Origin of the sequence: Pseudomonas sp. SCB32, assembly GCF_009189165.1 — a bacterium.
Classification (GTDB): Bacteria; Pseudomonadota; Gammaproteobacteria; order Pseudomonadales; family Pseudomonadaceae; genus Pseudomonas.
On the sequence record NZ_CP045118.1, the window covers coordinates 3,856,119 to 3,882,050 of the forward strand.

The following is a 25,932-nucleotide window of genomic DNA, read 5'->3' on the forward strand; positions in this document are numbered from 1 at the left end:
GCCCCGTCTAGCGGGGTACGCTCCCCTCCTCCATCAGGTAGTTCACCAGCTGCCGCGCGTGGGAAGAGAGGGCGTCCCAGCTGGGCACGCAGATGCGCAGCTCACGAGTTGCCCAGGCATCTTCCAGCGGTACCACCGACACCGGCAGCTCCTGCGCCAGCCGTGTCGCAGCCGCCTCCGGCAGCATGGCCACCCCCGCCTTCTGCGCGACCAGTTGGGCAATGGCATCGAAACCGGGCGCACGCACACGCACCTTCAGGGGCATCGCGTTGCGCACGGCCATCGCCTCGACAAAGCGCTGCATGGCGCGCTCGGCGGGCAGGCAGACGAAGGGAAAGCCGAGCGCATCGCGCAGGCTGGGGAGGCGCTGGCTGGCCAGCGGATGATCCTGCGGCACCAGCAGTACCAGCTTGTCCTGGCGGAACGGCAGCGACAGCAGGCCCGCCGTAGGCAGATTGCCGTCGTAGACACCGATGTCGATTGCGCCGTCCTGGACGGCGCGCAGTACATCCTTGCTGTTCTGCTCGATCAGTTGCAGGTCCACCTCCGGATAGTCCGCCAGAAAGGGCCCCAGCGCGGTGGGCAGGAAGGTGCTGTTGGCGACGGTCGAGGCGGCCAGGCGCAAGGTGATGCGCCGCTCCCCGCCCAGCTCCTGCAAGGTGTCCTTGAGCTGCCGCGCCTCTTTCAATACCCGTTGGCTGGCCTCCAGCACCAGACGGCCGGCTGGGGTCAGCGTCATGCCATCGCTGTGCCGGGCGAACAGGGAAAGCCCGCAGCGCTCTTCGAACAGCCGCAGGCGATTGCTTGCCGCCGACACCGCCACGGGAACCGACGCCGCCGCCTTGCTCAGACTGCCGGTGCTGGCAATGGCGACGATCAGGCGCAGGTCGGCAAGATCAAAATGCATTCAGCGTTCTCCAGAAGTGAAAGCCACGTTCACTAAAGTGAGATTCTAGCGGCACGGCCTTCTCTCTAGAATAAAACCCATCTCCTGCCTCTGCCCCGTGCCGCCATGAACACTCCGACCTCCCTCTACCAACGCAGCCTGAGCAACGGCGTGTTGTTCGCCGTGCTGTCCGCCACTGGCTTCAGCCTCAAGGCGGTCTTCGTGAAACTGTCCTATGCCGCCGCGCCGGTGGATGCGGTGACGGTGCTGGCCATCCGCATGGGCCTGGCGCTGCCGCTGTTCCTCTGGTTGATCTGGTTCAGCAAGGGACCGCAGCAGTCTCGGCTTTCGCTGGCCGACGGTGCACGCATCCTGTTGCTCGGCCTGGTCGGCTACTACCTGTCCAGCCTGTTCGACTTCTACGGCTTGCAATACATCAGTGCGGGCCTTGAGCGGTTGATCCTCTTCACCTACCCGACGCTGGTCCTGCTGCTGCAGATGGCCGTGACCCGCGAGCGACCGGGCTCTCGTACCCTGGCGGCGATGGGCCTGTGCTACTTCGGCCTGGGCATCGCCCTAGTGCACGACATCCGGGTGGAGGGCAGCAACGGCCAGATCATGCTGGGCGCCGCCTGGGTGTTCGCCAGTGCCGTGACCTACGCGCTGTATTACATGGGCACGGCGGCGGTGGTGCGGCGCGTCGGCTCGATGCGCCTGGCCGGGTTGGCCGGCGGCGCCTCGTCGGTGATGGTGCTGATCCACTACGCGGTGACCGGCGACCTGCAGCACCTGGCGGCGCTGCCGAATGCGGTGTGGATCTACGGAGCGCTGATGGCGCTGGTCTCCACCGTGCTGCCGATCTACTGGATGGCGCTGGCCATCCAGCGCATGGGCGCGACCCACGCGGCGGCGTTCGGCAACCTGGGGCCGGTGCTGACCGTCTTCGCCTCGTGGGCGCTGCTGAACGAAGCGATTTCGGTGTACCAGATGGCGGGTTTGGCGCTGGTACTCTTCGGTGTCTCCAGACTGTCCGCCGGCAAGGCGGCGCAACCCCAGGCCGCGCCGGAACAACCCTCGCAGGGACGCCAGGCCGCGAACTGATTGCATCGGGCAGGCCGCCATGCACCCCGCCCGCTATCCGGTCTATGCTGGCGGGGTCTCGAACCAGACTCCCCTGCCATGACCTCGCCGCCGCTGCACCACACACCACTGGGTCCCATGCTCAAACGCTGGCGTCTGCTGCACCGCGTGAAGCAGAGCCATGCGGCCGACATGTTCCGGGTCAGCCAGTCCACCATCTCGCGCTGGGAAGCCCGCGCGCAGGAGGCCGAGCCGGAGCAGCGCGCCCGGATCGAGGCGCTGCTCAAGGCCCGCCTCGACAGCGCAGCGGACCACGCCCTGGCTCGCCTCGTGGCCTGCAGTTCGCAGCCCGTCCACCTGGTCTGCGACCTGACACACCGCCTGCTCGCCTGCTCAGCGTCACGGGCTGCGGAGTTCAGCGTTCCCGTCGCCGGGCTGATGGGGCGCTCGCTCTGGCCACTCGCGACCGAGGAAATTGCCGCTCAGGAATCGACGCTGGACTCGCTGGGCTGGCGCGAAGGCATTGCGGCGCCGGCGCTGGAATTCGCCACCGGTACCAATGGCTCGCTGCTGGTGCCGATCCACCAGAGCCAGTGCCGCTGGACGCGCCTCACGCTGTCGGACGGCTCGACGGCTCGCCTGGTCGAGACACTCTGAGCGCAAGCCGCGGCGCCTGGAAGTCGTCACGCAAATTTGTCGTCACGCATATTTGATGCGTGGACAGCCACCAAAGCCCGGGTAGAGGATGGCCGCCCCGACGATTCACAAGAGGCCATCGCCATGCGCGACCAGGGTATCCACGACAAGCTCGCCTTTCTTCGCCAAGCCGAAAAGCTCAAGAGCGTGCTGCGCAGCGCCCACACCTCCACCGGCCGGCGCGAAAGCACCGCCGAACACAGCTGGCGCCTGGCCCTGCTGGCCATGGTGTTCGCCGAAGACCTGGGTGACCTCGACCTGTGCAAGGTGCTGCAGCTGTGCCTCATCCACGACCTAGGGGAAGCGCTGAGCGGCGACGTGCCGGCCGTCGACGTCCAGGCCCATGGCAACAAGGGAGACAGCGAGCGGCAGGACCTGCTCTGCATGACCTCGCCACTCGCAGCGCCCCTGCGCGAGCGGATCCTTTCCCTCTACGACGAGTACGAGGCCGCCGCAACTGCCGAAGCGCAGGCGGTGAAGGCGCTGGACAAACTCGAAACCATCCTGCAGCACACCCAGGGACAGAACCCGCCCGACTTTAACTACGAATTCAACCTCGGCTACGGCCGCCGCTACACCGACGCCACGCCATTTCTCGCCTCGCTGCGCGAGGTTCTCGATGACGAGACGCGCAAGCGCGCAGCCGGGTAGCACGATTCCGCATCAGATGCCGCCAGGCAGGTACGGCAAAAATTCGCCACGCCTCGACAGCAAGCCCACGACCTGGGATGCGAACACTCAGGACGGGGGGCACACAGCCCGCCCGACGAACCTCGCCGGTACCTGAAGATCACCGGCTGTCGGCTTTGGGTCAGAGGCTGCCGTTAGCCCGCGGCAACTATCGGCCAGAAGCGGACGTTGGCGCAATTGGAAATCATCGCCAGGCATCAGGGTCAACACCAGGGCCTCTATCAGGCCCGCCCCCCTGCCCCTTTCTCGTGATCTCACCTTCAGAACTTGCCTCATATCTGAAGATTCGTATATTCGTTATTTCATATGTGATCACGAGACATGGCTTCAACCATGCGCCCTGTCGCCCACGACTACTTACCAGGGTGATGCGGCGCAGTTGGGTGAATGCCAACGCAGAGGCTGCCATGGCTGACCAGCTAACCCCAACCACCGTATTCAAATGCCTGGCCGACGACACCCGCGTACGCCTGATGCTGCTGATCACCCGCGAAGAAGAGTTATGCGTGTGCGAACTGACCTGCGCCCTGGATGAAAGCCAGCCGAAGATTTCCCGCCACCTTGCGCAATTGCGTACCTGTGGATTGCTGGTGGATCGACGCCAGGGCCAATGGGTGTATTACCGCTTGCGCCCTGAACTCCCGGACTGGGTGCGTCAAGTGCTGAGTACCGCGCTGGATGCCAACCAGCATTGGCTGGCCCCCGAAACCAAACGCCTGAATGCCATGGGCGATTGCCCGGAGCGGGCAGCCGCCTGCTGCTGAGCAACTGCCAGCGGCACCTCCTTTCTCTCAACGAACATCCGAGAGCACCAACATGAGCATCAAAATCGGAATCAACGGTTTCGGTCGTATCGGTCGCCTGGCGCTGCGTGCTGCCTGGGACTGGCCGGAATTCGAGTTTGTCAGGATCAATGACCCGGCCGGCGATGCCGAAACCCACGCGCACCTGATCAACTTCGATTCGGTGCACGGCCGCTGGCACTACGAAGCCAGCGCGGACGGCAATTCGGTGATCATCGGTGGCAAGCGCATCGAGGTCACCGCCAACAAAAGCATCGGCGACACCGACTGGTCGGACTGCGATCTGGTCATCGAGGCCAGCGGCAAGATGAAGACGGTTGCCGTGCTCCAGGCCTACCTCGACCAAGGGGTGAAGCGGGTCGTGGTCAGTGCGCCGGTCAAGGAAACAGGAGCGCTGAACGTCGTGATGGGTGTCAATCAGCACCTGTTCGACCCTGCGCAGCATCGCATCATCACGGCGGCCTCCTGCACAACCAACTGCCTGGCTCCGGTGGTGAAGGTGATCCACGAGAATCTTGGCATCCGCCACGGCTCGATCACCACCATCCACGACCTGACCAATACGCAGAGCATCCTCGATCAGCCGCACAAGGACCTGCGCCGTGCCCGCGCCTCCGGCATGAGCCTCATCCCGACCACCACCGGTTCGGCAACCGCCATTGCGGAAATCTTCCCTGAGCTGCGGGGGCGTCTGAATGGCCATGCTGTCCGCGTTCCGCTGGCCAACGCCTCGCTGACCGATTGCGTGTTCGAGGTCGAGCGGGAAACCAACGTGGATGAGGTCAACCAGTTGCTCAAGCGCGCGGCCGAAAACGAACTGAAGGACATCCTCGGCTACGAGGAGCGCCCCCTGGTCTCCATCGACTACCGCACCGATCCGCGCTCGTCGATCATCGACGCGCTGTCGACCATGGTGGTCAATGGCACCCAGGTGAAGCTCTATGCCTGGTACGACAACGAATGGGGCTACGCCAACCGCACCGTGGAACTGGCGAAGCTGGTCGGCCTGGCCGGTTGAGAGAGCAGCACAGGATGATGAAGGCGCTATCGTCGCTCGCACCGGAAGTCCGGCAGTACCTGCTGGTGACGGGAAACTACTGGGCATTCACGCTGACCGATGGCGCCCTGCGCATGCTGGTGGTGCTCCACTTCCACGCGCTGGGGTATTCGCCCCTGCAGATCGCCACCCTGTTCGTGTTCTACGAGTTCTTCGGCGTCGTCACCAATCTGGTGGGCGGCTATCTCGGCGCCCACTTCGGCCTGAACCGCACCATGAACATCGGCCTCGCCATGCAGGTGGTGGCCTTGCTGATGCTCACGGTTCCGTCGGCCCTGCTGAGCATCCCCTGGGTGATGGGCGCGCAGGCCTTGTCGGGCATCGCCAAGGATCTCAACAAGATGAGCGCCAAGAGTTCGATCAAGCTCCTGGTGCCGGATACGCAGCAAGGCAAGCTCTATCGGTGGGTGGCGATCCTCACGGGCTCGAAGAATGCACTCAAGGGGCTGGGCTTCTTCCTGGGCGGGGCGCTGCTGGCCCTGCTCGGCTTCAAGGGCGCCGTACTGGCGATGGCCCTGGTACTGGGCCTTATCTGGATCGGCAGCCTGCTGTCGCTGAAGAAAGACCTGGGCAAGGCCAAGGCCAAGCCCAAGTTCCGCGACATGCTCTCCAAGAGCCGGGCGATCAACATCCTTTCCGCGGCCCGCCTGTTCCTGTTCGGCGCCCGCGACGTCTGGTTCGTGGTCGCCCTGCCGGTCTACCTGAGCGCAACCTTCGGCTGGGACTTCTGGCTGGTCGGCGGATTCCTCGCCGCCTGGGTAATCGGCTACGGCATCGTCCAGTCCTTCGCACCGGCCTTGACGGGCAAGCGGCGCGGGCATGTTCCCGACGGCCGCGCGGCGGTTGCCTGGGCGGTGCCGCTGGCCATCTTGCCGGCGGCGATTGCCATTGGCCTGAATGCCAGCCTGTCCGCTGAAGGGGTGCTGCTGGGTGGCCTAATGGTCTTTGGCGCGCTCTTCGCCGTGAACTCCTCGTTGCACAGCTACCTGATCGTCTCGTATGCCAAAGAGGACGGCGTATCCCTGGATGTCGGCTTCTACTACATGTCCAACGCCATGGGGCGCCTGATTGGCACAGTGCTTTCCGGCTGGGTATTCCAGGCGTATGGCTTGGTGGCGTGCCTCTGGATATCGGTGGGCTTCGTCCTGTTGGCGGCGGTCATTTCCATCGCATTGCCCAGGCATGCTGGAGCAGCCGTAACCTCGCAGCAGTGAGGCGAGCCCCACCCCTATTTAGAGAACGGTGGTCTGAACTGAAGCATGCCTCGGCATGCCGTCGTCAGGTGATCGGGCTTGATCGACGACCGCTTTGGGTCGGAAACTGCCGCTCATGCAAGCGCCAACCTGCCCCGATGCCGGGGCAGGTCGTATGAAGCGCTTAGAACTGCACGGCGTCCAGCAGGTACAGCGATTCGCTGCCGGCCTTCACCGAGGCGCTCAGGGAGTGGATGCGCGGCAGCAGGCGGGCGAAATAGAAGCGCGCGGTGCCCAGCTTGCTGGCGTAGAACGCGTCCTGGCCTTCCTTGCCCAGCGAGGCGCGCGCCATCAGCGCCCACATGTAGGCATAGGCGGTGTAGCCGAAGGCCTGCAGGTACTCGACCGACGCGGCGCCGATCTCGTTCGGATTGCCCTTGGCGCGGTCCAGGACCCAGGCGGTCAGTTCTTCCAGGTTCTGCACGGCGGCGTTCAGCGGGCCGGTGAATTCGGCCAGCTCGGCGGACGCCGAAGCGGTGAAGGTGCGGATCTCGTCGGTGAACAGCTTGGCGTAGGCGCCGCCGCTGCCGACGATCTTGCGGCCCATCAGGTCCAGCGCCTGGATGCCATTGGTGCCTTCGTAGATCTGGGTGATGCGGCAATCGCGCACCAGCTGCTCCTGGCCCCACTCGCGGATGAAGCCGTGGCCGCCGAAGACCTGCTGGCCGTGAATGGTGGTTTCCAGGCCCATGTCGGTGAGGAAGGCCTTGGCCACCGGGGTCAGCAGGGCGACCAGTTCCTCGGCGCGCTTGCGGGTGGTCGGCTCTTCGCTGTACTTGGCGGTGTCCAACTGCATGGCGACGTAGCTGGAGAAGGCACGGCCGCCCTCGTTGAGCGCCTTCATGGTCAGCAGCATGCGACGCACGTCCGGGTGCACGATGATCGGGTCGGCGGCCTTGTCTTTCGCCACCGGGCCGGTCGGCGCGCGGCTCTGGATACGCTCGCGGGCGTATTCCACGGCGCTCTGGTATGAGCGCTCGCCGGTGGCCAGGCCCTGGATGCCAACGCCCAGGCGCTCGTAGTTCATCATGGTGAACATGGCGGCCAGGCCCTTGTTCGGCGCGTCGACGATCCAACCGGTGGCGCCGTCGAAGTTCATCACGCAGGTGGCGGAGCCCTTGATGCCCATCTTGTGCTCGATGGAGCCACAGGACACGGCATTGCGCTCGGCCAGGGAGCCGTCTGCGTTGACCATCACCTTCGGCACCAGGAACAGCGAGATGCCCTTGGAGCCGGCCGGCGCGTCGGGGAGCTTGGCCAGGACCAGGTGGATGATGTTCTCGGTCAGGTCGTGCTCGCCGCCGGTGATGAAGATCTTGGTGCCGGAAATCTTGTAGCTGCCGTCGGCCTGCGGTTCGGCCTTGGTGCGGATGATGCCCAGGTCGGTGCCGGCGTGCGGCTCGGTCAGGCACATGGAACCGGCCCAGGTACCGGCGTACATGTTGGGCAGGAACTTGGCCTTGAGCTCTTCGCTGGCGTGGTTGAGCAGCGACAGACAGGCGCCGGCGGTGAGCATCGGGTAGAGGCCGAAGGACAGGTTGGCCGCGTTGACCATTTCCTCGACCTGGGCGCCGATCACCTTGGGCATGCCCATGCCGCCGAATTCCGGCGCGCCGCCCACGCCCACCCAACCGCCTTCGGCGTAGATGCGGTAGGCCTCGGGGAAGCCGGCCGGCGTCTTCACACCCTCGGCGCTCCAGCTGCAGCCTTCCTCGTCGCCGCTGCGGTTCAGCGGGGCGATCACGCCGCCAGTGACCTTGCCGGCCTCTTCGAGGATCGCGCTGGCGGTCTCGGCATCGACGGTCTCGGCCAGCGCCGGCAGTTCTGCCCAGAGCTTGGCAACCTCGAAGACCTCATTGAGGACGAATTGCATGTCACGCAGGGGCGCTCGGTACTCAGACATCAGACGACTCACTCAAGCATTGGGGAGACATCCATCGTCCCCCGGACTATTGATCGAAAATAACGACTGCCCTCTAGCAGCGGTTTCCAGCATCAGCCGGCGGGCAGGCGTTTGAGCCGCCGCCACAAGGTCGTCTGGCTGATGCCTAGGTATTCGGCTGCCTGTCCCTTGTTACCGCCGAACAGTTGCAGCGCCTTGACGATCTCCTCCTGCTCGACGTGGTGCAGGTGTCCTCCGGCCTCAGACTCCGTCTGAACCGCTGCATACAATTCCGGAACGACACGCGGCAGCGACTCGACCAGGGTTTCCCAACTGCCGTAGAGCTTCTGCGAAACGATCAGACGCTCGATCACGTTCTCCAGCTGACGCACGTTGCCCGGCCAGTGGTACCGACGCAGCACCGGCGTGACGCCTTTGATCAGCTCTTCCAGCGCCAGCTCGATCCCGTAGCGCTGCGACTCCCGGCGCATCAGGTAAGTCGCCAGCACCGGGATGTCCTCGGGGCGCTCGCGCAGTGGCGGGATGTAGATGGCGAAAGTGCTGATGCGGTAGTAGAGGTCTTCGCGGAAGCGTCCGGCGCGCACCTCGTCCATCAGGTCGACGTTGCAGGCGGCAACGAACTTGATGTTCAGAGCAATCGAGCGCCGCGAGCCGACCGGACAGACCTCGCGCTCCTGCAGCACGCGCAGCAGCTTGGCCTGCTGCGGCAGCGGCAGCGAGTTGATCTCGTCCATGAAGAAGGTGCCGTTGTTGGCGCTTTCCAACAGACCCGAGCGACCGCCGCTCTTGGCACTGGTAAAGGCGCCCTCGGCGTAGCCAAACAACTCCGACTCGAACAGATCGGCTGGAATTGCCGCGCAGTTGATGGCGACGAAAGCGCCCTTCGCGTTCGCGCTGGCGGCATGCACCTGACGTGCTGCCAGCTCCTTGCCTGTGCCGGTCTCGCCGCGCAGCAGTACAGTGCCAGGGGTCGCACCGTAGACACTGAGCTGATTATGCACCTCAGCCATGCGGCTGGACTGGAACACCAGCCGGCGGCCGTCGTCCTGGGCGATAGGCAGCGGGCTGGGGACAAAGGTGTAGAGTGAGCCAACGCACTCTCCTTCGACCTCAAAGGGCTGCTTGTGCAGGCTGCACAGGCGCTCGCCAACCAGGAGGCCCTCGGCGCGCAGGCTGCTCGCTTCGATCAGCTTGGCGTCGATCACCAGGTCCAAGCGCCGGCGCCGCGGCAGGTTGGGAATCAGTGCCGCGGCCAGGGCGTTCCAGGCCACTGCCATGCCGCTGCGATTGGTCAGCACCTGGGGTTGCGGGCTCTGTTCGAGCAGGAATTGGCCGAGCTGCAATTGTTGGGTCTGTCGTTTGTGCAGACCGGCGTGGCGCACCGCTTTGCGCAGCAGGTTGCGGCATGACTCGCGGGAGTAGATGAGCACAGAATCGAGGCCCCACTGCTCGGCCAGGTCACAGGCATAGCTGGAGCCGATCACCACCCCGAAACCTTCGTTACGCACGCTATGGAACACCTCCTTGGCGTGCTCGGCCGTGCTGTAGGTGTGGCGGGTGATGTCCAGCCCTTCGAAAAGACTGAGCAGTTCGACGTTGGCTTCCTGACGCTGGTAGGTCAGCAGCAGGATGCGCGAGGAAATACGCCGAGCAGTGATTACCGCCTGGATCAGGTCCGCCTGCTCGACTTTCAACGCCAGCACTGGGATTGGCAGAGTGTCCTGCAGGTAGAAGGCGTTGGCGCCGGCGCTGACGAAGATGTCGACCTGCTGGCGTTCGACCAGGTCACGGGCGGCACGCACCGCATCGTTGAACAGATTGTCGATGATGGTGATGCTGGCAACCGCTTCGAACTCGGGGATCAGGCTGTGCACGATCTGGCTGAGTTTCGAGTTGCCGATCAGGCAGATTCGCACCCGATCCTGTTCTGCGTTGGAGAACTCCACGATTTACCCCTTTTCTTGTTATTGGGCAGGTATCCGAGCTATCGGCGATAGACCCAAGGCTCGCTACGCCGTCGCTGTGCTTCGTAGGCCCGAATCGTGTCGGCGTGACGCAGCGTCTCGCCAATCTCGTCCAGGCCGGCCAACAGGCTCTGGCGGCGGCCCTCGTCCAACTCGAAGGTCCAGTGCCGCCCCTCGACTTCAAGCAAGCGTCGCGGCACATCGATCCGCGCGACCATACCGCTGCCGGGCTCCGCCATCTGGAACAGTACATCGATATCCGCCTGTGGCAATGGCAGCGGTAACAGTCCATTGTTGAAGCAGTTGTTGCGGAAGATGTCGCCGAAACTCGGGGCTATCACCACCCGCACGCCGAAATCGCGCAGCGCCCAGACCGCGTGCTCGCGGCTGGAGCCGCAGCCGAAATTGGCCTGGGCAAGCACGATGCTGCCACGGTCATAGGGTGGCTGGTTGAGGATACAGGCGGGGTTGGGGCGGCGGCTCTGCGGCGGCGTATCGACCTCGCCGGGGTCGAGGTAGCGCTCGTCGTCCATCAGGAAGGCACCGAAACCGGAGGCTTCCAGGCTCTTCAGGTACTGCTTGGGCAGCAACACATCGGTATCGATGTTGGCGCGTTGCAGGGGAATCACCACGCCTTCGTGGGTAGTCAGTGGTTGCATGCTCAGAGGCTCCTGATATCGACCAGCTCGCCGGCGATCGCTGCCGCTGCCGCCATGGCGGGCGACAGCAGGTGGGTTCGTCCTCCCCTGCCCTGGCGACCTTCGAAGTTACGGTTGGAAGTAGCCGCACAGCGCTCGCCGGGCAGCAGCCGGTCGGCGTTCATGCCCAGGCACATGGAGCAGCCCGGCGCGCGCCATTCGAAGCCGGCGGCGATGAATATCCGGTCGAGTCCTTCGCGTTCGGCCTGCAGGCGCACTAGGCCGGAGCCCGGCACCACAAGGGCCTGGCGGATGCGGCTGTGGAGGCGGCGGCCGTGCAGTACCTCGGCGGCGGCGCGCAGATCCTCGATGCGGGCGTTGGTGCAGGAGCCAATGAAGATCCGGTCGATGGGTACACCAGCCAGCGATTGGCCTGCCTGCAGGCCCATGTAGGCCAGCGCGCGCTCCCAGTCCAGGCGCTGGATGGCGTCGCGCGCCTGATCAAGGTCCGGGATGCGCTCATCGATCGGCACCACCATCTCCGGCGAAGTGCCCCAGGTCACCTGTGGGCCTATGTCGGCACCCTGGATCAGCAGCTCGCGCTCGAACTGGGCGTCGGTGTCGCTGCGCAGGCTGCGCCAGTAGTGCGTGGCTTCCTCCCACTGCGCGCCCTGCGGTGCCATCGGCCGGCCGCGCAGGTAGGCTTCGGTAATCTGGTCGTAGCCAATCAGCCCGACCCGCGCGCCGGCTTCGATGCTCATGTTGCACAGCGTCATCCGCGCTTCCATCGACAGGTTATCGATCACCGCGCCGCTGTACTCGATCGCATGTCCGTTGCCGCCGGCCGCGCCGATGCGGCCGATGATGTAGAGCGCGAGGTCTTTGGCGGTGACACCCAGCGGCAGCGCGCCATCGACCCGCACGCGGAAGTTCAGCAGCTTGCGTGAGCGCAGCGTCTGGGTCGCCAGGACGTGTTCGACCTCGCTGCTGCCGATACCATGGGCCAGGGCTGCCAGGGCGCCGTGGGTGGCCGTGTGGGAGTCGCCGCACACCAGGGTCATGCCCGGCAAGGTCAGCCCCTGTTCGGGGCCGACCACATGGACGATGCCCTGGCGCAGGTCGTCGAGGGCGAACAGCGGGATGCCGAACTCCCGGCTGTTGCGCTGCAGGGTGTCAATCTGGAGCTGGGCGATCCTGTCACCGACCCCGCCGATGCCCAGCTCGCGGCCCAGGGTCGGCACATTGTGGTCGGGGGTCGCCAGGCTGGTGTCCAGCCGCCAGGGCCGGCGGCCGGCCAGGCGCAGATTGGAGAAGGCTTGTGGCGAGGTCACCTCGTGCAGCAGATGGCGATCGATGTACAGCAGGCTGGAACCATCGGGCAGGTCCTCGACCCGGTGACGGTCCCACAGTTTGTCGTAGAGCGTCTGTGCTCCCACGGTGGCTTCCTCGGCAATGAAATTGGGATGAATCGTTGTTGTCTTCAGCGCGCCGTGGCGTCCCACGGCACCCAGCGGTAGAGCTCCGCGCCAGTGGGGTCGGGCACCCGATAGCCGCAGTAGCTGTCGAGCCGGCCGCCGGCCTGGGGCTGGATCACGCAGAACGGTTTCTCACAGGCGTCCTCGCTGATACCGGCGGTGTGCAGGCCCTGGCGGGCGTCCGCCAGGGCCTGGTCGCTGAGGCTGCGCGCCTGGCCATCCAGGCGCGCAACGTTGCTGCGGAAATGCTCCACCCAGGCGCTGACGAAGGCCCGGCAAGACGCCGGTGCGCTGGCAACCGTCGCCGGCGGTGGCGGCGTGGCCGCACAGCCGGCGAGCAACACCAGCGCCGGCAGGCTAGGCCAGCAGCGCAAGGCACTGCTCCAGGCTGGCGACGTCGGCGTACTTGATCTGCAGATCGCGCAGGTTGGCGCGGTGCGCTTCGGCATCGCGGTCGCCCACCGCCTCCTCCGGCACCAGCACGCGCAGCTCATGTTGCAGGGCGTCGAGTGCGGTAGCGCGCACACAGCCGCTGGTGGTGAGGCCGGTGACCATCACCCCATCGGCGCCGCTGGCGTGGATGCGCCGGGCCAGATCGGTGCCGAAGAAACCGCTGGCCCAGTGCTTGACCAGCACCGGCTCGTGCTCCAGCGGCGCCAGGCGCGGATCGATCCGCACCAGGGGCGACCCGGACTCCAGCACGTTGAGTACCGGCAGCTTGCTGCGGAACACGCGCGCCTGGGACGGATCTTCATACGCCACAGTGGTGAAGAACACCGGCCAGCCCCGGCGGCGAAACGCCTCCAGGAGCCGGCGGTTGGCCTCCACCACCGCCGCACATTCCGCCGCGAGCGGGCTGCACGACGGATCGGTGAAGCCCACCGAGAGGTCCACCAGCACCAGCGCATAGCGCTGGGCCGGGGACAGGGTGCGAGAGTCAAGGGCCATGGCTCAGCTCCACACCGGGGTGGCAGGTGCCGGCAGGCCGGTTTCCGCCAGGCAGCGGGCCTTGAGCTCTTCCAGCGAGCCACCGCGATCGAACAGCGGCAGCTCGCCGCGCTCGCTGCCGAGTACCTCGCGCAGCGCCGCGGTAGCGCTTGCGTCCACCGCATCAGCGACTATCACTACGCCGTAGCGGGTCGCACCCTTGACGCTGACCAGGCCCTTGCGCACGTCCTCGAGGACCTTCTCTGGCGCACGCTGCAGTGGGTCGCCCCAGCCGCCACCGCCCCAGGTGTCGAACTGCACCAGGTCGCCGGCCTTGACCTGGATGCTGTCGCACTTGGCCGGCAGCATCTGCCGGGTGCCGTCGGCACGCAGCAGCTCCTTGCGGCTGCGCTCGCCCGGCGCACCACCGTTGACGCCCCAGGGGTAGGTCAGCCAGCGGTCGTCGTGGATCGAGATTTCGCCATCGGCCAGCAGCCGGTAGCTCACGCGCAGGCCGTTGCCGCCCCGGTGCAGGCCGGCGCCGCCGGAGTCGCTGAGGGTCTCGTAGGCCTCGATGCGCAGCGGGAAATAGGCCTCGACGAATTCGTTCGGCACGTTGGTGAAGCCCGGCCACAGCGAGTGGCCATCCGGGCCGTCGCCGGCCGGGCGACCGGGAATGCCGCCAAAGCCGATTTGGAATAGCTGGAACCATTCACCCTTGTCGTCGTAGCCCGAGTACATGAAGTGCGGCGAGTCGGAGAACCCGGCGGCGTTCATCGCCTGGGGTGCGCCCTGGCCGAGTAGGCCGCCCATGATGTCGAAGATGCGCCCGAGCAGGTGGGTACGACAGGACAGCGCCGCTGGGAAGTTCGGCTTGAGGATCGAGCCCTGCGGCACACGAACCTCCACCAGGTCGTAGAAGCCGTCGTTGAGCAGGATCGCCGGGTCGAACAGGCTGATGGTCAGCGCGCCGAAGAAGATCTTGAACATCTCCTCGTTGAGGTAGAAGTTCACCGACGACGGCGCCTGCGGATCGGTGCCGGCGAAGTCGAAGATCGCCTTGTCGCCCTCGCGCCACAACGCGCAGCGCAGGGTGTAGGGGCCGAGGCCGGCGCCGTCGTCGCAGATGTAGTCCTCGAAGACCTGGCGGGTTTCCGGGACCACGCGGGAGATCACTTCCTTCATCGCCCGGTAGGTGCGCTCGAGCATTTCCTGCTGGGCGCTGTAGAAGACGTCGTCACCGAAGCGTTGCGCCAGCTCCACGCAGCGTTTGCCGGCGGTACGGCAGGCAGCGACGATGGCATTGAGGTCCGAGCGGTTCCAGCGCGGCATGCGCACGTTGTGCAGGATCACGTCGAGCATGTCGGCGTTCAGCTCGCCGCGGCGGTAGAGCTTCACCGGCGGGATGCGGATGCCCTCCTCCCAGATCGAGCGGGCATCGGTGGGCAGGCTCCCCGGCACCTTGCCGCCGACGTCGGACATGTGCCCGAACATAGCCGCGTAGTTGATCACCCGGCCGTCTTTGAAGATTGGCATCAGCACCAGCCAATCCGGCAGATGACTGACCGCGCCGTTGCACAGGTACGGGTCGTTGGTGAGGAAGACATCGCCCTCCTCGATCTCGCCGTCGTAGGCGTTGAGGAAGCCGGTGATGAAGGAGCCGAACTGGCCGACGATCATCTTGCCGTCTTCGGTGGCGATCATCGGGAAGGCATCACCCTGTTCGCGGATGCCGGGGCTCATGGCGGTGCGGAAGAGCACCGCGTCCATTTCGTTGCGGGCGTTGCCCAGGGCGTTCTCGACGATATCGATGGTGATGCCGTCGACGTTGACGCGCTGGAACGGTTGATTGTTGGTCTGTTTGATTCGCGCAACCATGACGCTTACTCCTGGCCCAGCGGACGGATCAACAGGTTGCCGACGCGATCGACCGCCGCTTCGTAACCCGGAAGGATGAGGGTGGTGGAGTCCATCTCCATGACGATGGACGGACCCGGTACGACTAGGCCGGGGCAGAGCTTGCCGCGGGCATAGAGCGTGGCCTGAAGGTCCTCGCCGGCGTAATGGATCGGCGTTTCGCCGACCACCGCCTGTTGCAGCGAGTTGCCGACGCCCTCGAAGGCGCGCTCAGTGATCTGCGGGCGTGGCGCGCGGGCAATCGTCCGCAGGTTGACCAATTCATGGGCTTCGCTGAGGGCGAAGGTGAAGAGCTGTTCGTGCTCGGCGTCGAACGCCGTGGTAATCGCACGCAGACCTTCGTTGGCGAAGCGCTGCAGGTCGATGTCGAGTGTCAGCAACAGGGCCTGGCCCTGGTAGCGGACGTCTGCCTGGTAGGTCAGCTGCTGCTGGTCGGCGCTGACGCCCTGGATCGCCAGCGAGGTGCGCACGCCGTCGCCAAGCTGATCGAGAATCTGCCGGACCTCGCCGTCGTCGAGTTCGGCGATGCGCCGCACCAGCGAGCGTGAGGCTTCGTCCTTGACTCGCGTGGTGGCGTCGCCATAGGCGCAGAGCACACCGGGCCCGGGTGGAATGATCACCGGCCAGGCATTCATCAGGATGCCCAGCGCGTTGGCATGCAGCGGCCCCGCCCCGCCGAAGCCGCAGAGGGCGAAGTCGCGTGGGTCGTAGCCCTGCTCGACGCTGATCAGCCGCAAGGCGCCGAACATGTGTTCGTTGGCGATGCGCACGATGCCTTCGGCGGCTTCGTGCAGCGAGACGCCCATGGCGTCGGCGACTTTCTGCACGGCAGCGGTCGCCAGGTCCTTGCGCACCTGGAAGTCTCCGCCGAGCTTCTGCTCGGCAGGGAGGTAGCCCAGCACCACGTTGGCGTCGGTGACCGTGGCCTGGTTACCGCCTCGGTTGTAGGAGGCCGGCCCGGGTACGGCGCCGGCGCTTTCCGGGCCAACCCGCAGCGCGCGGGTCAGCTCGGGGACGAAGGCGATGGAGCCGCCGCCCGCGCCAATGGTGCGCACATCCACCGATGGCGCACGCACGGCGACGTCGCCGACGCGGGTCTCGCGACGGATGCGTGCCTGGTTGTTGTCGATCAGCGCAACGTCGGTCGAGGTGCCGCCAACGTCGAACGTCAGCACCTTGCCGAAGCCGCCGCGCGAGCAGAACCAGATCGCTCCGGCGACGCCGCCGGCCGGGCCGGACAGCAGCAGGTTCACCGGGGTGTTGGCGGCGGACTGGCTGGTGGACAGGCCTCCATCGGAGCGCAGGATGGAGAGTTGCACGTCCGGGCGCAGGCGGCTGCACAGCTCGCCCTGCAGGTGTTCCAGGTAGTTGGCCACTTCCGGACGCACGTAGCTGTTCACCACGGTGGTCTCGGTACGCTCGTACTCCTGCATCTCCGGCACAACTTCCGAGGACAGCGACACCGGCACGTCCGGCATCACCGCGCGGGCCAGTTCCAGCACGGCCTGCTCGTTGGCATCGTTGACGTAGGCGTTGACCAGGCTGATGGTCAGCGCCTCGATGCCGGCATCGCGGAGCTTCTGCAGCTCGTCGCGCATGGCCTCGCGATCCAGCTCGCGGACGATGTCGCCCTGGGCGCCCATGCGCTCATCGGCTTCGACCGTCAGTTCCAGCGGGGCCAGCAGCTCGCCCTTGTTGAAGGTGACCCAGCCGCCCAGCCCGCCGGGCACGAAGGAGCGAGCGATGTGCAGGACCTGCTTGTAGCCCTTGGTCGTCACCAGACCGACTTTGGCGCCGCGACGCGTGAGGATGGCGTTGGTCGCCACGGTGGTGCCATGCATGACCGAGCGGATGCTGCCCGGTGCGACGCCTGAGGTCAGGCAGATCTTCTCGATGCCGTTGAGCACGGCAATCGACGGATTGTGGGGCGTGGACGGGACCTTGGCGGTGTAGCTGTCGCCGGTCGCATCGTTGATCAGGAGCAGGTCGGTGAAGGTACCGCCTACATCGACACCCAAACGGAAACTCATGTTGCCTCCAAGCACTTTCTTGGTGATGTTGTGTGCAAAAAAGCGGCCGGGGTGGCGCCCCGGCCAGGCCCGCTATCGTGCGGCTTTCTCCAGTTCACGCAGGCTGACGTCGTCGCCCTTGACGCCGGCAGTGTTCAGGCGGCCCTCCTCGCCAAGGATGAATACCGTGCCGTGACGACGCTGGTAGTCGATGGTGAAGCCGGCGGCGGAGATGATTCCCAGGTCGCCGTCAGCGGTCTTGATGGTCTTCAGGTGGTAGTCCATCCATTTCCAGAACTGCCCTTTGCGATCGTATGCCTCGGCCTGGTAGAAGCGCGGGAACTGGGTGTCCATGTACAGCACCTTCTTGCTGTAGGGATGCTCGGGTGGGGTGATCGCCTCGATCACCCACACTTCGCGCGGCTCCCAACCATCCTTCGGATTCCAGTGCGGTGCATTGGCCAGATCGACGATGGGGAATTCGGCGTCACCGGAAGCCTTGGGGTTCCAGGTCTGCGCGGTGGAGTTGGCCACGGCGAGAATCCAGCGTTTGCCGAGCAGCTTGTAGCCGGCGTACCAGCTCGGGTGGGCGTTGAAGATCTCGATGTCATCGTTGAGCTGGTCGGTGCCGCCAATCGGGTCCATCCAGGTGCCACCGGAGAGCCGGCGGGTACGCCGTACCGACTTGATGTAGGCCCAGGAGTCCTCCAGCTTCGGCGAGTCATAACGCGTGGTGAACAGGCCCAGACCGCGGATATCGGTGGGATAGGTCGCGTACAGCAGAGTCTTGGTGAGGATGCTGCCGTCACCCTCAACCACGTTGTCGGTGCCCAGCCGGCCCTTCATGAAGTAACGCTTGAACGCCCACTCCTGGCGACGCTCCAGGCCAGTCTTGTCGCTGACGAACAGATAGGCGAACTTCGGGTAGTCCTGCAGGTTCTTGGTCGGCTGCGCATAGTGGTGGTTCCAGATCAGCTTGGCCGCGGCGTCCGGGTCGTCGCTCTTGACGTCCGGGAAGGGTATGCCTGCGACCCAGCCATCGACCTGGCGGGTGTCGCGGTTGTACACCGCCTTGCCGGCGTTGGCCTTGGTCGCGGCCAGATAGTCCCTGCCCAGGGTGATCGGCTGCGAGGCCTTGAGCATGATGGTCAGCCCTTCGTCATGCATCAGCTGCTGCATGCGCTCGGTCAGCAGGTCGCCGATCTTGTGGCCCTCGAAGGTGTCACTCAGGTGCTGGCCGAGGTTGGCGCCGGTGAGCTGGGTACCGGCCTGGAGCTCGGCAGCCTGGGCGGTCCAAGCGACCGACAGGGCCAAAGCCAGGGAGGCGGCCAAGCGGTTCATCAGGATTGTCATTCTTGTTGTCTCCTTGATCAGAACTGGTAGGTCAGGCGAACAGCCAACTGGTCGTTGCCGTGGAAGTAGCCGAACAGGTTGGTGTTGTTGAAGTCGCGCAGGGTGCGCTGCTGGCTTTCGGCGTCGAAGAACAGATCGGCCTCGACGCGCACCCGCCAGTTGTCGCCGTAGGCAAATTCCACACTGGGGATCACGAAGCCACCGCCGTAGGTGAGGTCGCCGCCGACCGCCAGGGTCGGGTTGATGCGATCACTGTCGTAGTTGGCGGAGAGGATCGCCGTGGCCAGGGTCGAGTACTCCTTGGTCCGGCCACTGAATCCGGCCGTATTGACTACCTCGTCATCGCGGTCGTAATCGGTGATCCAGGTGTTGAACACCTGCAGCGAAAAGAACGACGGCCGACTAGTGCCCAGGTAGGGCTGCAACGCGAGCTGCTTGTCCAGGCGCAGCATGCTCTTGACCACGTCCTTCTCGATGATCCCGCAGAAGCCGGGGAAGAACGCGCAGCCACCGGCCTCGCCAGCATCGACACCGACGTTGTAGGGCGAGTTGGGGATGTACGAAAGCTCGGTGGAGAACACCGCGTCGATCAATTCTACGTAGCGGTTGGCGGTGATCCCGAACACGTCGATGTAGGGGAAGATCAGCTCGCCGACCGTGGAGTTCGGGTCGGAGTTGTACTCGCCCTTGTAGGCGCCCAGGAAAGTCCGGCCGCTGGTGGCGTTGCCGACGCCCAGCGGGTTGTTCGGGTTGGGGTTGATCACCGGGTTCTGCGACGGGCCGTGGAACCAGCCGAGCGAGTACTCCCACTCGCCGAGCATGCTCTTCCAGCGCAGGCCGTAGGAGCCGTCGTCCATGTTGGCGTCCTTGTGGTCGTAGTTGTACGGCACGTCGGCACCCAATGGCGCGGATGCGAACGTCAGACCCTTGTTCGGGTTGTTGGCCCAGCGGCCGCCTTCGACGTCGTAGCTGTTGCCGCGCTGGTCGGCGGCGTTCATGCGGCCGGGGATGTAGAGCAGCTGCAGGCTGCCGTTGAGACTGTCGAAACGCTGGGTCAGGTTGGCCATCCACAGCGGCTTGCGCAGCTCCTCGTTTTCCGGCTCGAGGAACGAGCGCCAGCGGAAGTCGTAACCCTGTACCACGTCCATGGACTGGAAAAAGTCAGTCTCGCCCCAGACCACCTGCTGCTTGCCGAGCTTGAGCGTGGTGCTGTCGGTGACGCTGGTCTGCCACCACAGCTCGCGCAGCTCCTCCTGGTCATAGACATCGTCCATCAGGTTGACGCTGGACTTGGTACGGTTGCTGAACAGGTCGGTCGCGGCGTTCTGGTCCATGACCTCCTGCAGGTCGTGTAGGTAGCTGGTCTCGTACTCGCGAGACACCCGTCCGGAGATGTTGAACTGCGAGGTGCCGATGTCCTTGAACAGGTTGAGCTTGCCGACGCTGCGCGCCATCGACATCTTGTAGCGGTAGTCGCCCTTGGGCTCGTAGTTGTTTTTCGGATCGCCCACGTAGGGGTTTTCCAGGTTCCAGGAAAGGTACTGACGCAAATAGCCACTGGCTTCCCAGCCATCGAACAGACCGCCCTCATCGGCCTGTACGACGCTCGTCAGCCCCAATCCTGCGATCATGATCGCGCTGGAGAGCGGTGCAAGGCGGACTCCTGACCTCACATTATTGTTCTTCTCGCTCATCTTCATTCCCCGATGTGTTCAGGTTGGTGGAGGTGCCCGTCGAAGCGGGCTTCTTTCGACTGGTCGTGTTCGAAGATGAATTTCGGCCTGAACACGAGCGCAAGCGAAGGCATGACGAAGAGGGAGGTGAACGCCGAGACCATCAGCCAGAGGCCGATCAGCATTCCCATCTCCGCCTGGAAACGCAGCGAGGAGAAGGACCAGAACAGTACGCCAGCGGCCAGCGTGAAGGCCGTCAGCAGCACGCCGCGGCCGGCCGACCCGAGCGATTGCAGGACGGCCTGCAGTGGCTCGGCGTCGGGGTACTTCTCGAGGTATTCCTTGATCGAGTCGACGATGTAGAAGGCGTAATCCACGCCCAGGCCGATGCCCAGGGCCACCACCGGCAAGGTGCTGATGCTCATGCCGATGCCCTGCCAGGCCATGAAGGCGAAGGTCACCACGTTGGAAATCAGCACCGGGATGATGAAGAAGATCCCGCTGACCGAAGAGCGGTAGACCGCCAGGCAGCAGATCACCACCACCAGGAACGCCAGGGCGATGGCCTCGATCTGGTCGCCGAGCAGGATCTCGTTGACCGCCGCGATGATCCCCAGCACGCCGCCGACCAGCTTCACTTGCGCGCCCTGCAGGGGGTTGTCCTGGATGAACTGGTTGGCGTAGTGGGTCGCCTTGCGCAGCGTGTCGCCCTTGTGGTCGCGGAAGAACAGGGTGATCGCGCCGTTCTGGAACTTCACGTCGGCAAACTGGGCCATGTCGTCCGGGTCGGCGCCCTGCATGTAGAAGCTGATCAGCTCGCCGTTCTCCAGCTGGCTGGCGCCCAGCTCGCGGTAGCGCGGGTTGCCTTCGTAGAGGTTGCGCCGGATGTCGACGACGATGTCGGCCATGGACACGCTGCCGCCGATTTCCGGCTGGCGCTCCATGTAGCGCGAGAAACGCTGCATCCAGTCCAGTACCTGAGGCATCTTCAGGGCGTCAGGGGCATCGCCCTCGAGCACCACGAACATCTGTTCGGAGCCTGGGTAGAGTCGGTTGATCAGCGCACTGTCCTGGTTGAACGAGGACTTCTGCCAGAGGATCGGCGAGCCGTCGCTGGCGTCGCCGACGCTCAGACGGGTGGCCTCGAACAGGAAGCCGGCCAGAAGCACCAAGGTGATCGGCGCCACCAGATAACGCGCGCGGCTCCTCACCACCCAGCTGGCGGCGCGGATGAACACCCGCAGCACGGCATCAAGGTTGAACGGATGGACAAAGCCGTGCGGGCGCTGGATGAACGACAGCAGCACGGGCGTCAGCAGCACCGCCGAGACGGCGATGGTCATCACCCACACCGCGCCGATGATGGCGACCTTGTGCATCAGCGGGATTGGCGTAAGGATCACGCAGAGGATCGCGCCGGCGTCGGCATACAGGCCGAGCATGCCCGGGCGGAACAGCTCACGCATGGTCTGTTCGGCGGCCTTGCGCGGATCGATCGACTCCCCCACCGCGAGGTCGTCGAAGCGGGTGATCAGCTGCACCGAGTGGGAGAAGGCCCGCGCGGTGATGATGAAGGCCACCACGATCACCAGCGGATCGAAGTTGTAGCCGAGCAGGCTGCCGACCCCGAGCGCCCAGATTGCCGAAACTGTGCCCGCCAGAAGTGGCAGCAGGGTGCCGCGCCAAGTGCGGCTGAAGACGAACAGCAGCACCAGCATGGCCGCCAGCGAGAGCAGCGCGATGCTGACGGTCTCGTGCAGGTAATGGGCGACCCAGCCGTAGAGTATCGGTTCGCCGACCACGTGCAGGCTGACCTCGTCCTTGACCGGCGAGGCATCGAGGATCGCTTCGATCTGCGGGAAGATCTTCGCGTAGTCCACCAGGTGGTCGTAGAAGTCCACCTGGATCAGCGCCGAGCTCAGATCGCGGTCGACATACAGGCCATACACCAGCGGGTTGTTCAGCACCGCCTGGCGCAGCTCGCGCATCTGCTGGGCATCGGCCGGCAGCTCAGGCCACATCATCGGCTGAGTCTCGATACCTTCGCTGGAGGCGTTGACGCGCTTGAGCTTCTTCGACGCCAGCGAGGTGATCTGCAGCGGGTTCACGCCATCGACCTTCTGCAGGTCGTAGGTGATGCGTTGCACTTCGCGCAGGATCGGCTGGCGGAAGATGTCACCCTCGCGGGCCTTCACCAGGATAGTCACGCGGTTGCTGGCGGCGAAGCTGTCCTGGTACTTCTGGTGGACCTTCACGTAGGGATGGTCGTGGGGGACCATGTCGCTGAACTGGGTGCGGATATCGAGCTTCACCAGGCTGGCGGCAAAACCCAGGGTGATCAGCGCGATCGCCACGCAGACCGCCACGCGATTGCGTATCGCCCAGGCCGAAAGGCGTGCGGCGATGTTCATCAGGGGATTCATCGTGCTTGCTCCTGAGGCCAGAGTTGCAGGTCGTCTTGACGCAGCAGGCCGAGCTGCTGGCCGATCAGCACCACGCCGTGGTCACTGTCGAGCAGACGGCTGTGGTAGCTCTTGTCGAACCCGGCCGGGCTCCAGGACTGCCAGCCGCCGGCCGGGTCGCTGCTGCGGAACAGCACGCCACGGTCGCCGGTGACCAGCCATTCGCCGCCGTGCATGGCGACATCGAAGAGGTGCTCGGTGGTGAAGTGCGGGACTGCCTGCCAGCTGTCGCCGCCATCACGGCTGAGGTAGACCTCGCCCCGATTGCCCACCGCGACGCCGGTGCTGCCACTGAAACTCAGCGCGCGCAGACTCTCGCTGCCCAGTTGCACGGTGCTCCAGCTGGCGCCGTGGTCGCGGCTGCGCAGCAGACGGCCGAATTCGGCGGTGATCCACAGGTCGCCGTCGGCGCCGGCGCGGATGCTGTTGAAGGTCACGTCCTCGCTGCCGCCCAGCGCCTCCCAGTGCTGGCCCTCGGCGTCGGAGCGGAACAGCGCGCCCATCTCGCCGACTGCCCAAAAGTGGCCGTCGATGTACTGCACGCTGAGCAGCTTGCCGGCCAGCTCCGAGACCGGCAGCTGTCGCGCCTGCCAGCTGTCGTGGCCGTTGCGGGTCCAGAGCCGGCCCTGGTTGCCGACCACCACCTGGCGGCCGCTCGGTGACACGGCGATGGCCTGCAGGTTGGCGCGGCCCGGCAGCTCTTCGCGCTGCCAGTTATTGCCGGCGTCGGTGCTGCTGAGCAGCGCACCGTTCTGGCCGATGACCCAGACGCGTTGGCCCTGTACGGCACCGTCGAAGAACAGGTCGCGGCGCTCCACCAGCGGTTGGTCGAGGGGCACGGAGTTGACCCGTGGTTCGATGAACACCGCGGCGTAGGCCAGGCCGGCGATCACCATCCAGGGCGCAAGGCGCGCCAGCCAGCCGAGCAGGAAGCTAAGCATGCTGCACCTCCCGGCGCTTAGCGCTCTCGCGCTGCAGCCAGCGATGGCTGTGGCCGCCCAGCGGCGTACCGGTCAGCACCTGGGCGACCTGCACTGCGTCGCACAGGGCGAACACATCCAGGCCAGTGTCCAGGCCCATGGCACCGAGCATCAGCGCCAGGTCCTCGGTGGCGAGGTTACCGGTGGCGCCGGGGGAGAACGGACAGCCGCCGAGGCCGCCGATGGAGCTGTCGAACTCGCGCACGCCGTGCTCCAGCGAGGCCAGAACGTTGGCCAGGGCCATGCCGCGGGTGTCGTGGAAATGGCAAGACAGCTGGACGGCATCGAGATCGCTCAAGCGCTCCAGCACGCGGCGGACGCTGGCCGGGTTGGCGGCGCCGATGGTGTCGGCGACTATCACCTTGCGCGCACCGGCTTCGAACAGGCGGCGGCTCAGCGACTCGACCACCGCCGGCGGCGTAGCGCCCTCGAACGGGCACTCGAAGGCCACGGCGACGTAGGCGCGGCCTTCGAGGCCATCGGCGCGCGCCCGCTGCATCAGCTCGGCGCAGACCTCGGTGGTGCGCTCCAGGCTCATGTTGACATTGCGCTGGTTCATGGTCTCGGTAGCCGAGAGCACCACTGCTACCGAGCGCACGCCAGCCTCGCGCGCCAGCTCGTAGCCGCGCAGGTTGGGCACCAGCGCCGAGTAGGCGATCTCGCCGCGCTGCGGCAGCTGGCCGAATAGCTCGCCAGTGCCGGCCATCTGCGGCACCGCCCTGGGCGAGACGAAGCTGCCGGCCTCGATGCTGCGGATGCCGCAGTCGAGCAGGGCCTGGATCAGCTGCAGGCGCTGGTTGACATCCAGGGTCTTGCCCTGGCTCTGCAGGCCGTCGCGCGGCCCGACCTCATTGATCGTGACGAAGTCGCGCATGGCTCACCCCACGATCCGCTGTTGCTTGAGGCTGGCGATCTGCGCCGCGTCGTAGCCGAGCAGGCGTTGCAGCACCTCGTCGGTGTGCTGGCCGAGCAGTGGCGGCGCGCTGTATTGGTCGTCGCCATCCACCGACAGTTTGATCGGATTGCCTGGCGCTTCGATGCTGCCGCCTTCGGGGTGCGGGATGTCCACGACCATGCGGCGGTGGCGCACCTGGGGGTCGGCCAACGCTTCGCTGAAGCGGTTGACTGGTGCGCAGGGAACACGCACGGCGCTAAGACGTTCTACCCAGTATTCGGTGCTCTGGGTGGCCAGGATGTCGTTGAGGATCGAGTCGATCAGCGACTTGTCGGCGAGGCGCGCCGGCTGAGTCTTGTACTTCTCATCCAACAGTGCCGGCACGTCGAGCAGGCCGACCAGGTTGTCCCAGAAGCTGTCGAAGATCACCGCGATGATGATGAAGCCGTCGGCCGTGCGGTAGGTGTTGTACGGCACATGGACGAAGTGGCCGTTGCCCAGCGGCTCGGGGTTCTCGCCACTGAGGAAGTACATTGTGGCCATGTAGTTGAGCATGCTGATCTGGCAGTCGAGCATGCTGATATCGACGTGCTGGCCGTAGCCCTTGCGGTCACGGGACTGCAGTGCGGCCAGAATACCCATCACCGCGAACATGCCGCCGCTGAGGTCGCCGATGGGGATGCCGGCACGGGTCGGGTGCTCGGCGTTGTCTCCGGTGATCGACATGCCGCCACCGATGCCCTGCACCACCTGGTCGAAGGCCGGACGCTGGTAGTTGGGGCCGTCCTGGCCAAAGCCGGAGACCGAGCAGGTGATGATCTTCGGGTTGACCTGGCACAGATGCGCGTAATCGATCTTCAGCTTCTGCGGCACGCCCGCGCTGAAGTTGTCGAGCACCACGTCGGCCTGGCGCACCAGGTCGTAGAAGATCGCCAGCCCCGATTCACTCTTGAGGTCGATGCAGACGCTCTGTTTGTTGCGGTTCAGGGTGAGGAAGTAGGCGCCCATGCCCTTGAATGAATGACGCGGGTCCTTGGCCAGCAGTGCCCGGGTGCCCTCGCCGGCCAGCGGCTCCACCTTGATCGTCTCGGCCCCGAGGTCGGCAAGGATCATTCCGGCGTACGGGCCGGACAACATATGAGTCAGATCGAGGACTCGAATCCCCTCTAGCGGCTTGCTCATCGTCACTCTCTTTTACTTGTTTGAAATACCCGTAAAAGGGACAGAGCAAGCATCTTGCCAACTTTTGATTTATTTTTAAGATATTGTTT

21 protein-coding genes are annotated in these 25,932 nt (G+C 65.2%); 6 read left to right on the top strand and 15 right to left on the bottom strand.

Annotation, left to right across the window (positions count from 1 at the left end; all coding sequences use genetic code 11):
• Positions 1–7: 7 nt before the first annotated feature.
• Complete coding sequence (locus GA645_RS17555) at positions 8–907, bottom strand: LysR family transcriptional regulator (RefSeq protein WP_152224272.1); 900 nt, start codon at positions 905–907, stop codon at positions 8–10.
• A gap of 105 nt (positions 908–1,012) precedes the next feature.
• On the opposite strand from GA645_RS17555, the gene GA645_RS17560 reads away from it, so the two are divergent.
• The 6 genes from GA645_RS17560 (at position 1,013) to arsJ (ending at position 6,426) form a co-directional block, all read left to right on the top strand.
• On the top strand, positions 1,013–1,987 hold the full coding sequence (locus GA645_RS17560) for a DMT family transporter (protein WP_152224273.1): 975 nt from the start codon (positions 1,013–1,015) through the stop codon (positions 1,985–1,987).
• Positions 1,988–2,065: 78 nt separating this feature from the next.
• Positions 2,066–2,623 (top strand): helix-turn-helix transcriptional regulator, encoded by a 558-nt coding sequence (locus tag GA645_RS17565; RefSeq protein WP_152224274.1) that lies wholly within the window; start codon positions 2,066–2,068, stop codon positions 2,621–2,623.
• Between the two features lie 123 nt (positions 2,624–2,746).
• Positions 2,747–3,313: an HD domain-containing protein gene (locus GA645_RS17570; protein WP_152224275.1), complete on the top strand. Its 567-nt coding sequence runs from the start codon at positions 2,747–2,749 to the stop codon at positions 3,311–3,313.
• A gap of 446 nt (positions 3,314–3,759) precedes the next feature.
• On the top strand, positions 3,760–4,116 hold the full coding sequence (locus tag GA645_RS17575) for a metalloregulator ArsR/SmtB family transcription factor (protein WP_152224276.1): 357 nt from the start codon (positions 3,760–3,762) through the stop codon (positions 4,114–4,116).
• Positions 4,117–4,168: 52 nt separating this feature from the next.
• Positions 4,169–5,173 carry an ArsJ-associated glyceraldehyde-3-phosphate dehydrogenase gene (locus tag GA645_RS17580; protein WP_152224277.1) on the top strand — a complete coding sequence of 335 codons (1,005 nt, stop codon included), beginning with the start codon at positions 4,169–4,171 and terminating at the stop codon, positions 5,171–5,173.
• A 17-nt stretch (positions 5,174–5,190) separates the two neighbouring features.
• A complete protein-coding gene (arsJ, locus tag GA645_RS17585; RefSeq protein ID WP_152228175.1) occupies positions 5,191–6,426 on the top strand; it encodes an organoarsenical effux MFS transporter ArsJ in 1,236 nt (411 codons plus the stop codon).
• 163 nt (positions 6,427–6,589) lie between these two features.
• On the opposite strand, the gene GA645_RS17590 is transcribed toward arsJ, so the two are convergent.
• The 14 genes from GA645_RS17590 to GA645_RS17655 all read right to left on the bottom strand — a co-directional run bounded on the left by GA645_RS17590 (position 6,590) and on the right by GA645_RS17655 (position 25,843).
• A complete protein-coding gene (locus GA645_RS17590) occupies positions 6,590–8,368 on the bottom strand; it encodes an acyl-CoA dehydrogenase C-terminal domain-containing protein (protein ID WP_152224278.1) in 1,779 nt (592 codons plus the stop codon).
• Between the two features lie 92 nt (positions 8,369–8,460).
• Positions 8,461–10,314: a sigma 54-interacting transcriptional regulator gene (locus GA645_RS17595; RefSeq protein WP_152224279.1), complete on the bottom strand. Its 1,854-nt coding sequence runs from the start codon at positions 10,312–10,314 to the stop codon at positions 8,461–8,463.
• 38 nt (positions 10,315–10,352) lie between these two features.
• On the bottom strand, positions 10,353–10,991 hold the full coding sequence (leuD, locus tag GA645_RS17600; RefSeq protein ID WP_152224280.1) for a 3-isopropylmalate dehydratase small subunit: 639 nt from the start codon (positions 10,989–10,991) through the stop codon (positions 10,353–10,355).
• A 2-nt stretch (positions 10,992–10,993) separates the two neighbouring features.
• Positions 10,994–12,406: a 3-isopropylmalate dehydratase large subunit gene (gene leuC / locus GA645_RS17605; protein ID WP_152224281.1), complete on the bottom strand. Its 1,413-nt coding sequence runs from the start codon at positions 12,404–12,406 to the stop codon at positions 10,994–10,996.
• A gap of 44 nt (positions 12,407–12,450) precedes the next feature.
• Positions 12,451–12,819: a hypothetical protein gene (locus tag GA645_RS17610; RefSeq protein ID WP_152224282.1), complete on the bottom strand. Its 369-nt coding sequence runs from the start codon at positions 12,817–12,819 to the stop codon at positions 12,451–12,453.
• Positions 12,803–13,393 (bottom strand): isochorismatase family protein, encoded by a 591-nt coding sequence (locus GA645_RS17615; RefSeq protein ID WP_152224283.1) that lies wholly within the window; start codon positions 13,391–13,393, stop codon positions 12,803–12,805. Before GA645_RS17615 ends, GA645_RS17610 begins: the two co-directional genes overlap by 17 nt.
• 3 nt (positions 13,394–13,396) lie before the next feature.
• Positions 13,397–15,250, bottom strand: a complete 1,854-nt coding sequence (locus GA645_RS17620; protein WP_152224284.1) for a hydantoinase B/oxoprolinase family protein — start codon at positions 15,248–15,250, stop codon at positions 13,397–13,399.
• Between the two features lie 5 nt (positions 15,251–15,255).
• The gene (locus GA645_RS17625) at positions 15,256–17,319 is read right to left on the bottom strand and encodes a hydantoinase/oxoprolinase family protein (RefSeq protein WP_152224285.1); all 2,064 of its coding nucleotides are present in this window, start codon (positions 17,317–17,319) and stop codon (positions 15,256–15,258) included.
• A gap of 72 nt (positions 17,320–17,391) precedes the next feature.
• The gene (locus GA645_RS17630) at positions 17,392–18,651 is read right to left on the bottom strand and encodes a DUF1329 domain-containing protein (protein WP_218572330.1); all 1,260 of its coding nucleotides are present in this window, start codon (positions 18,649–18,651) and stop codon (positions 17,392–17,394) included.
• A 17-nt stretch (positions 18,652–18,668) separates the two neighbouring features.
• Complete coding sequence (locus GA645_RS17635) at positions 18,669–20,282, bottom strand: DUF1302 family protein (RefSeq protein WP_178119574.1); 1,614 nt, start codon at positions 20,280–20,282, stop codon at positions 18,669–18,671.
• A 65-nt stretch (positions 20,283–20,347) separates the two neighbouring features.
• Positions 20,348–22,747, bottom strand: coding sequence for an RND family transporter (locus tag GA645_RS17640; protein ID WP_218572331.1), 2,400 nt, complete (start codon positions 22,745–22,747; stop codon positions 20,348–20,350).
• Entirely contained in the window at positions 22,744–23,727 is a 984-nt protein-coding gene (locus tag GA645_RS17645; protein ID WP_152224286.1) for a YCF48-related protein, read from the bottom strand. The genes GA645_RS17640 and GA645_RS17645 overlap by 4 nt, the downstream gene beginning before the upstream one ends.
• A complete protein-coding gene (locus GA645_RS17650) occupies positions 23,720–24,640 on the bottom strand; it encodes a hydroxymethylglutaryl-CoA lyase (protein ID WP_152224287.1) in 921 nt (306 codons plus the stop codon). Before GA645_RS17650 ends, GA645_RS17645 begins: the two co-directional genes overlap by 8 nt.
• Before the next feature lie 3 nt (positions 24,641–24,643).
• Entirely contained in the window at positions 24,644–25,843 is a 1,200-nt protein-coding gene (locus GA645_RS17655) for a CaiB/BaiF CoA-transferase family protein (protein ID WP_152224288.1), read from the bottom strand.
• Between the last annotated feature and the right edge of the window lie 89 nt (positions 25,844–25,932).

Excerpts from the sequence above, each read along its gene's own strand:
- GA645_RS17555 (WP_152224272.1), bottom strand. The coding sequence starts at position 907 with ATGCATTTTGATCTTGCCGACCTGCGCCTGATCGTCGCCATTGCCAGC.
- GA645_RS17560 (WP_152224273.1), top strand. The coding sequence starts at position 1,013 with ATGAACACTCCGACCTCCCTCTACCAACGCAGCCTGAGCAACGGCGTG.
- GA645_RS17565 (WP_152224274.1), top strand. The coding sequence starts at position 2,066 with ATGACCTCGCCGCCGCTGCACCACACACCACTGGGTCCCATGCTCAAA.
- GA645_RS17570 (WP_152224275.1), top strand. The coding sequence starts at position 2,747 with ATGCGCGACCAGGGTATCCACGACAAGCTCGCCTTTCTTCGCCAAGCC.
- GA645_RS17575 (WP_152224276.1), top strand. The coding sequence starts at position 3,760 with ATGGCTGACCAGCTAACCCCAACCACCGTATTCAAATGCCTGGCCGAC.
- GA645_RS17580 (WP_152224277.1), top strand. The coding sequence starts at position 4,169 with ATGAGCATCAAAATCGGAATCAACGGTTTCGGTCGTATCGGTCGCCTG.
- arsJ (WP_152228175.1), top strand. The coding sequence starts at position 5,191 with ATGAAGGCGCTATCGTCGCTCGCACCGGAAGTCCGGCAGTACCTGCTG.
- GA645_RS17590 (WP_152224278.1), bottom strand. The coding sequence starts at position 8,368 with ATGTCTGAGTACCGAGCGCCCCTGCGTGACATGCAATTCGTCCTCAAT.
- leuD (WP_152224280.1), bottom strand. The coding sequence starts at position 10,991 with ATGCAACCACTGACTACCCACGAAGGCGTGGTGATTCCCCTGCAACGC.
- GA645_RS17615 (WP_152224283.1), bottom strand. The coding sequence starts at position 13,393 with ATGGCCCTTGACTCTCGCACCCTGTCCCCGGCCCAGCGCTATGCGCTG.
- GA645_RS17620 (WP_152224284.1), bottom strand. The coding sequence starts at position 15,250 with ATGGTTGCGCGAATCAAACAGACCAACAATCAACCGTTCCAGCGCGTC.
- GA645_RS17625 (WP_152224285.1), bottom strand. The coding sequence starts at position 17,319 with ATGAGTTTCCGTTTGGGTGTCGATGTAGGCGGTACCTTCACCGACCTG.
- GA645_RS17630 (WP_218572330.1), bottom strand. The coding sequence starts at position 18,651 with ATGACAATCCTGATGAACCGCTTGGCCGCCTCCCTGGCTTTGGCCCTG.
- GA645_RS17635 (WP_178119574.1), bottom strand. The coding sequence starts at position 20,282 with ATGATCGCAGGATTGGGGCTGACGAGCGTCGTACAGGCCGATGAGGGC.
- GA645_RS17640 (WP_218572331.1), bottom strand. The coding sequence starts at position 22,747 with ATGAATCCCCTGATGAACATCGCCGCACGCCTTTCGGCCTGGGCGATA.
- GA645_RS17645 (WP_152224286.1), bottom strand. The coding sequence starts at position 23,727 with ATGCTTAGCTTCCTGCTCGGCTGGCTGGCGCGCCTTGCGCCCTGGATG.
- GA645_RS17650 (WP_152224287.1), bottom strand. The coding sequence starts at position 24,640 with ATGCGCGACTTCGTCACGATCAATGAGGTCGGGCCGCGCGACGGCCTG.
- GA645_RS17655 (WP_152224288.1), bottom strand. The coding sequence starts at position 25,843 with ATGAGCAAGCCGCTAGAGGGGATTCGAGTCCTCGATCTGACTCATATG.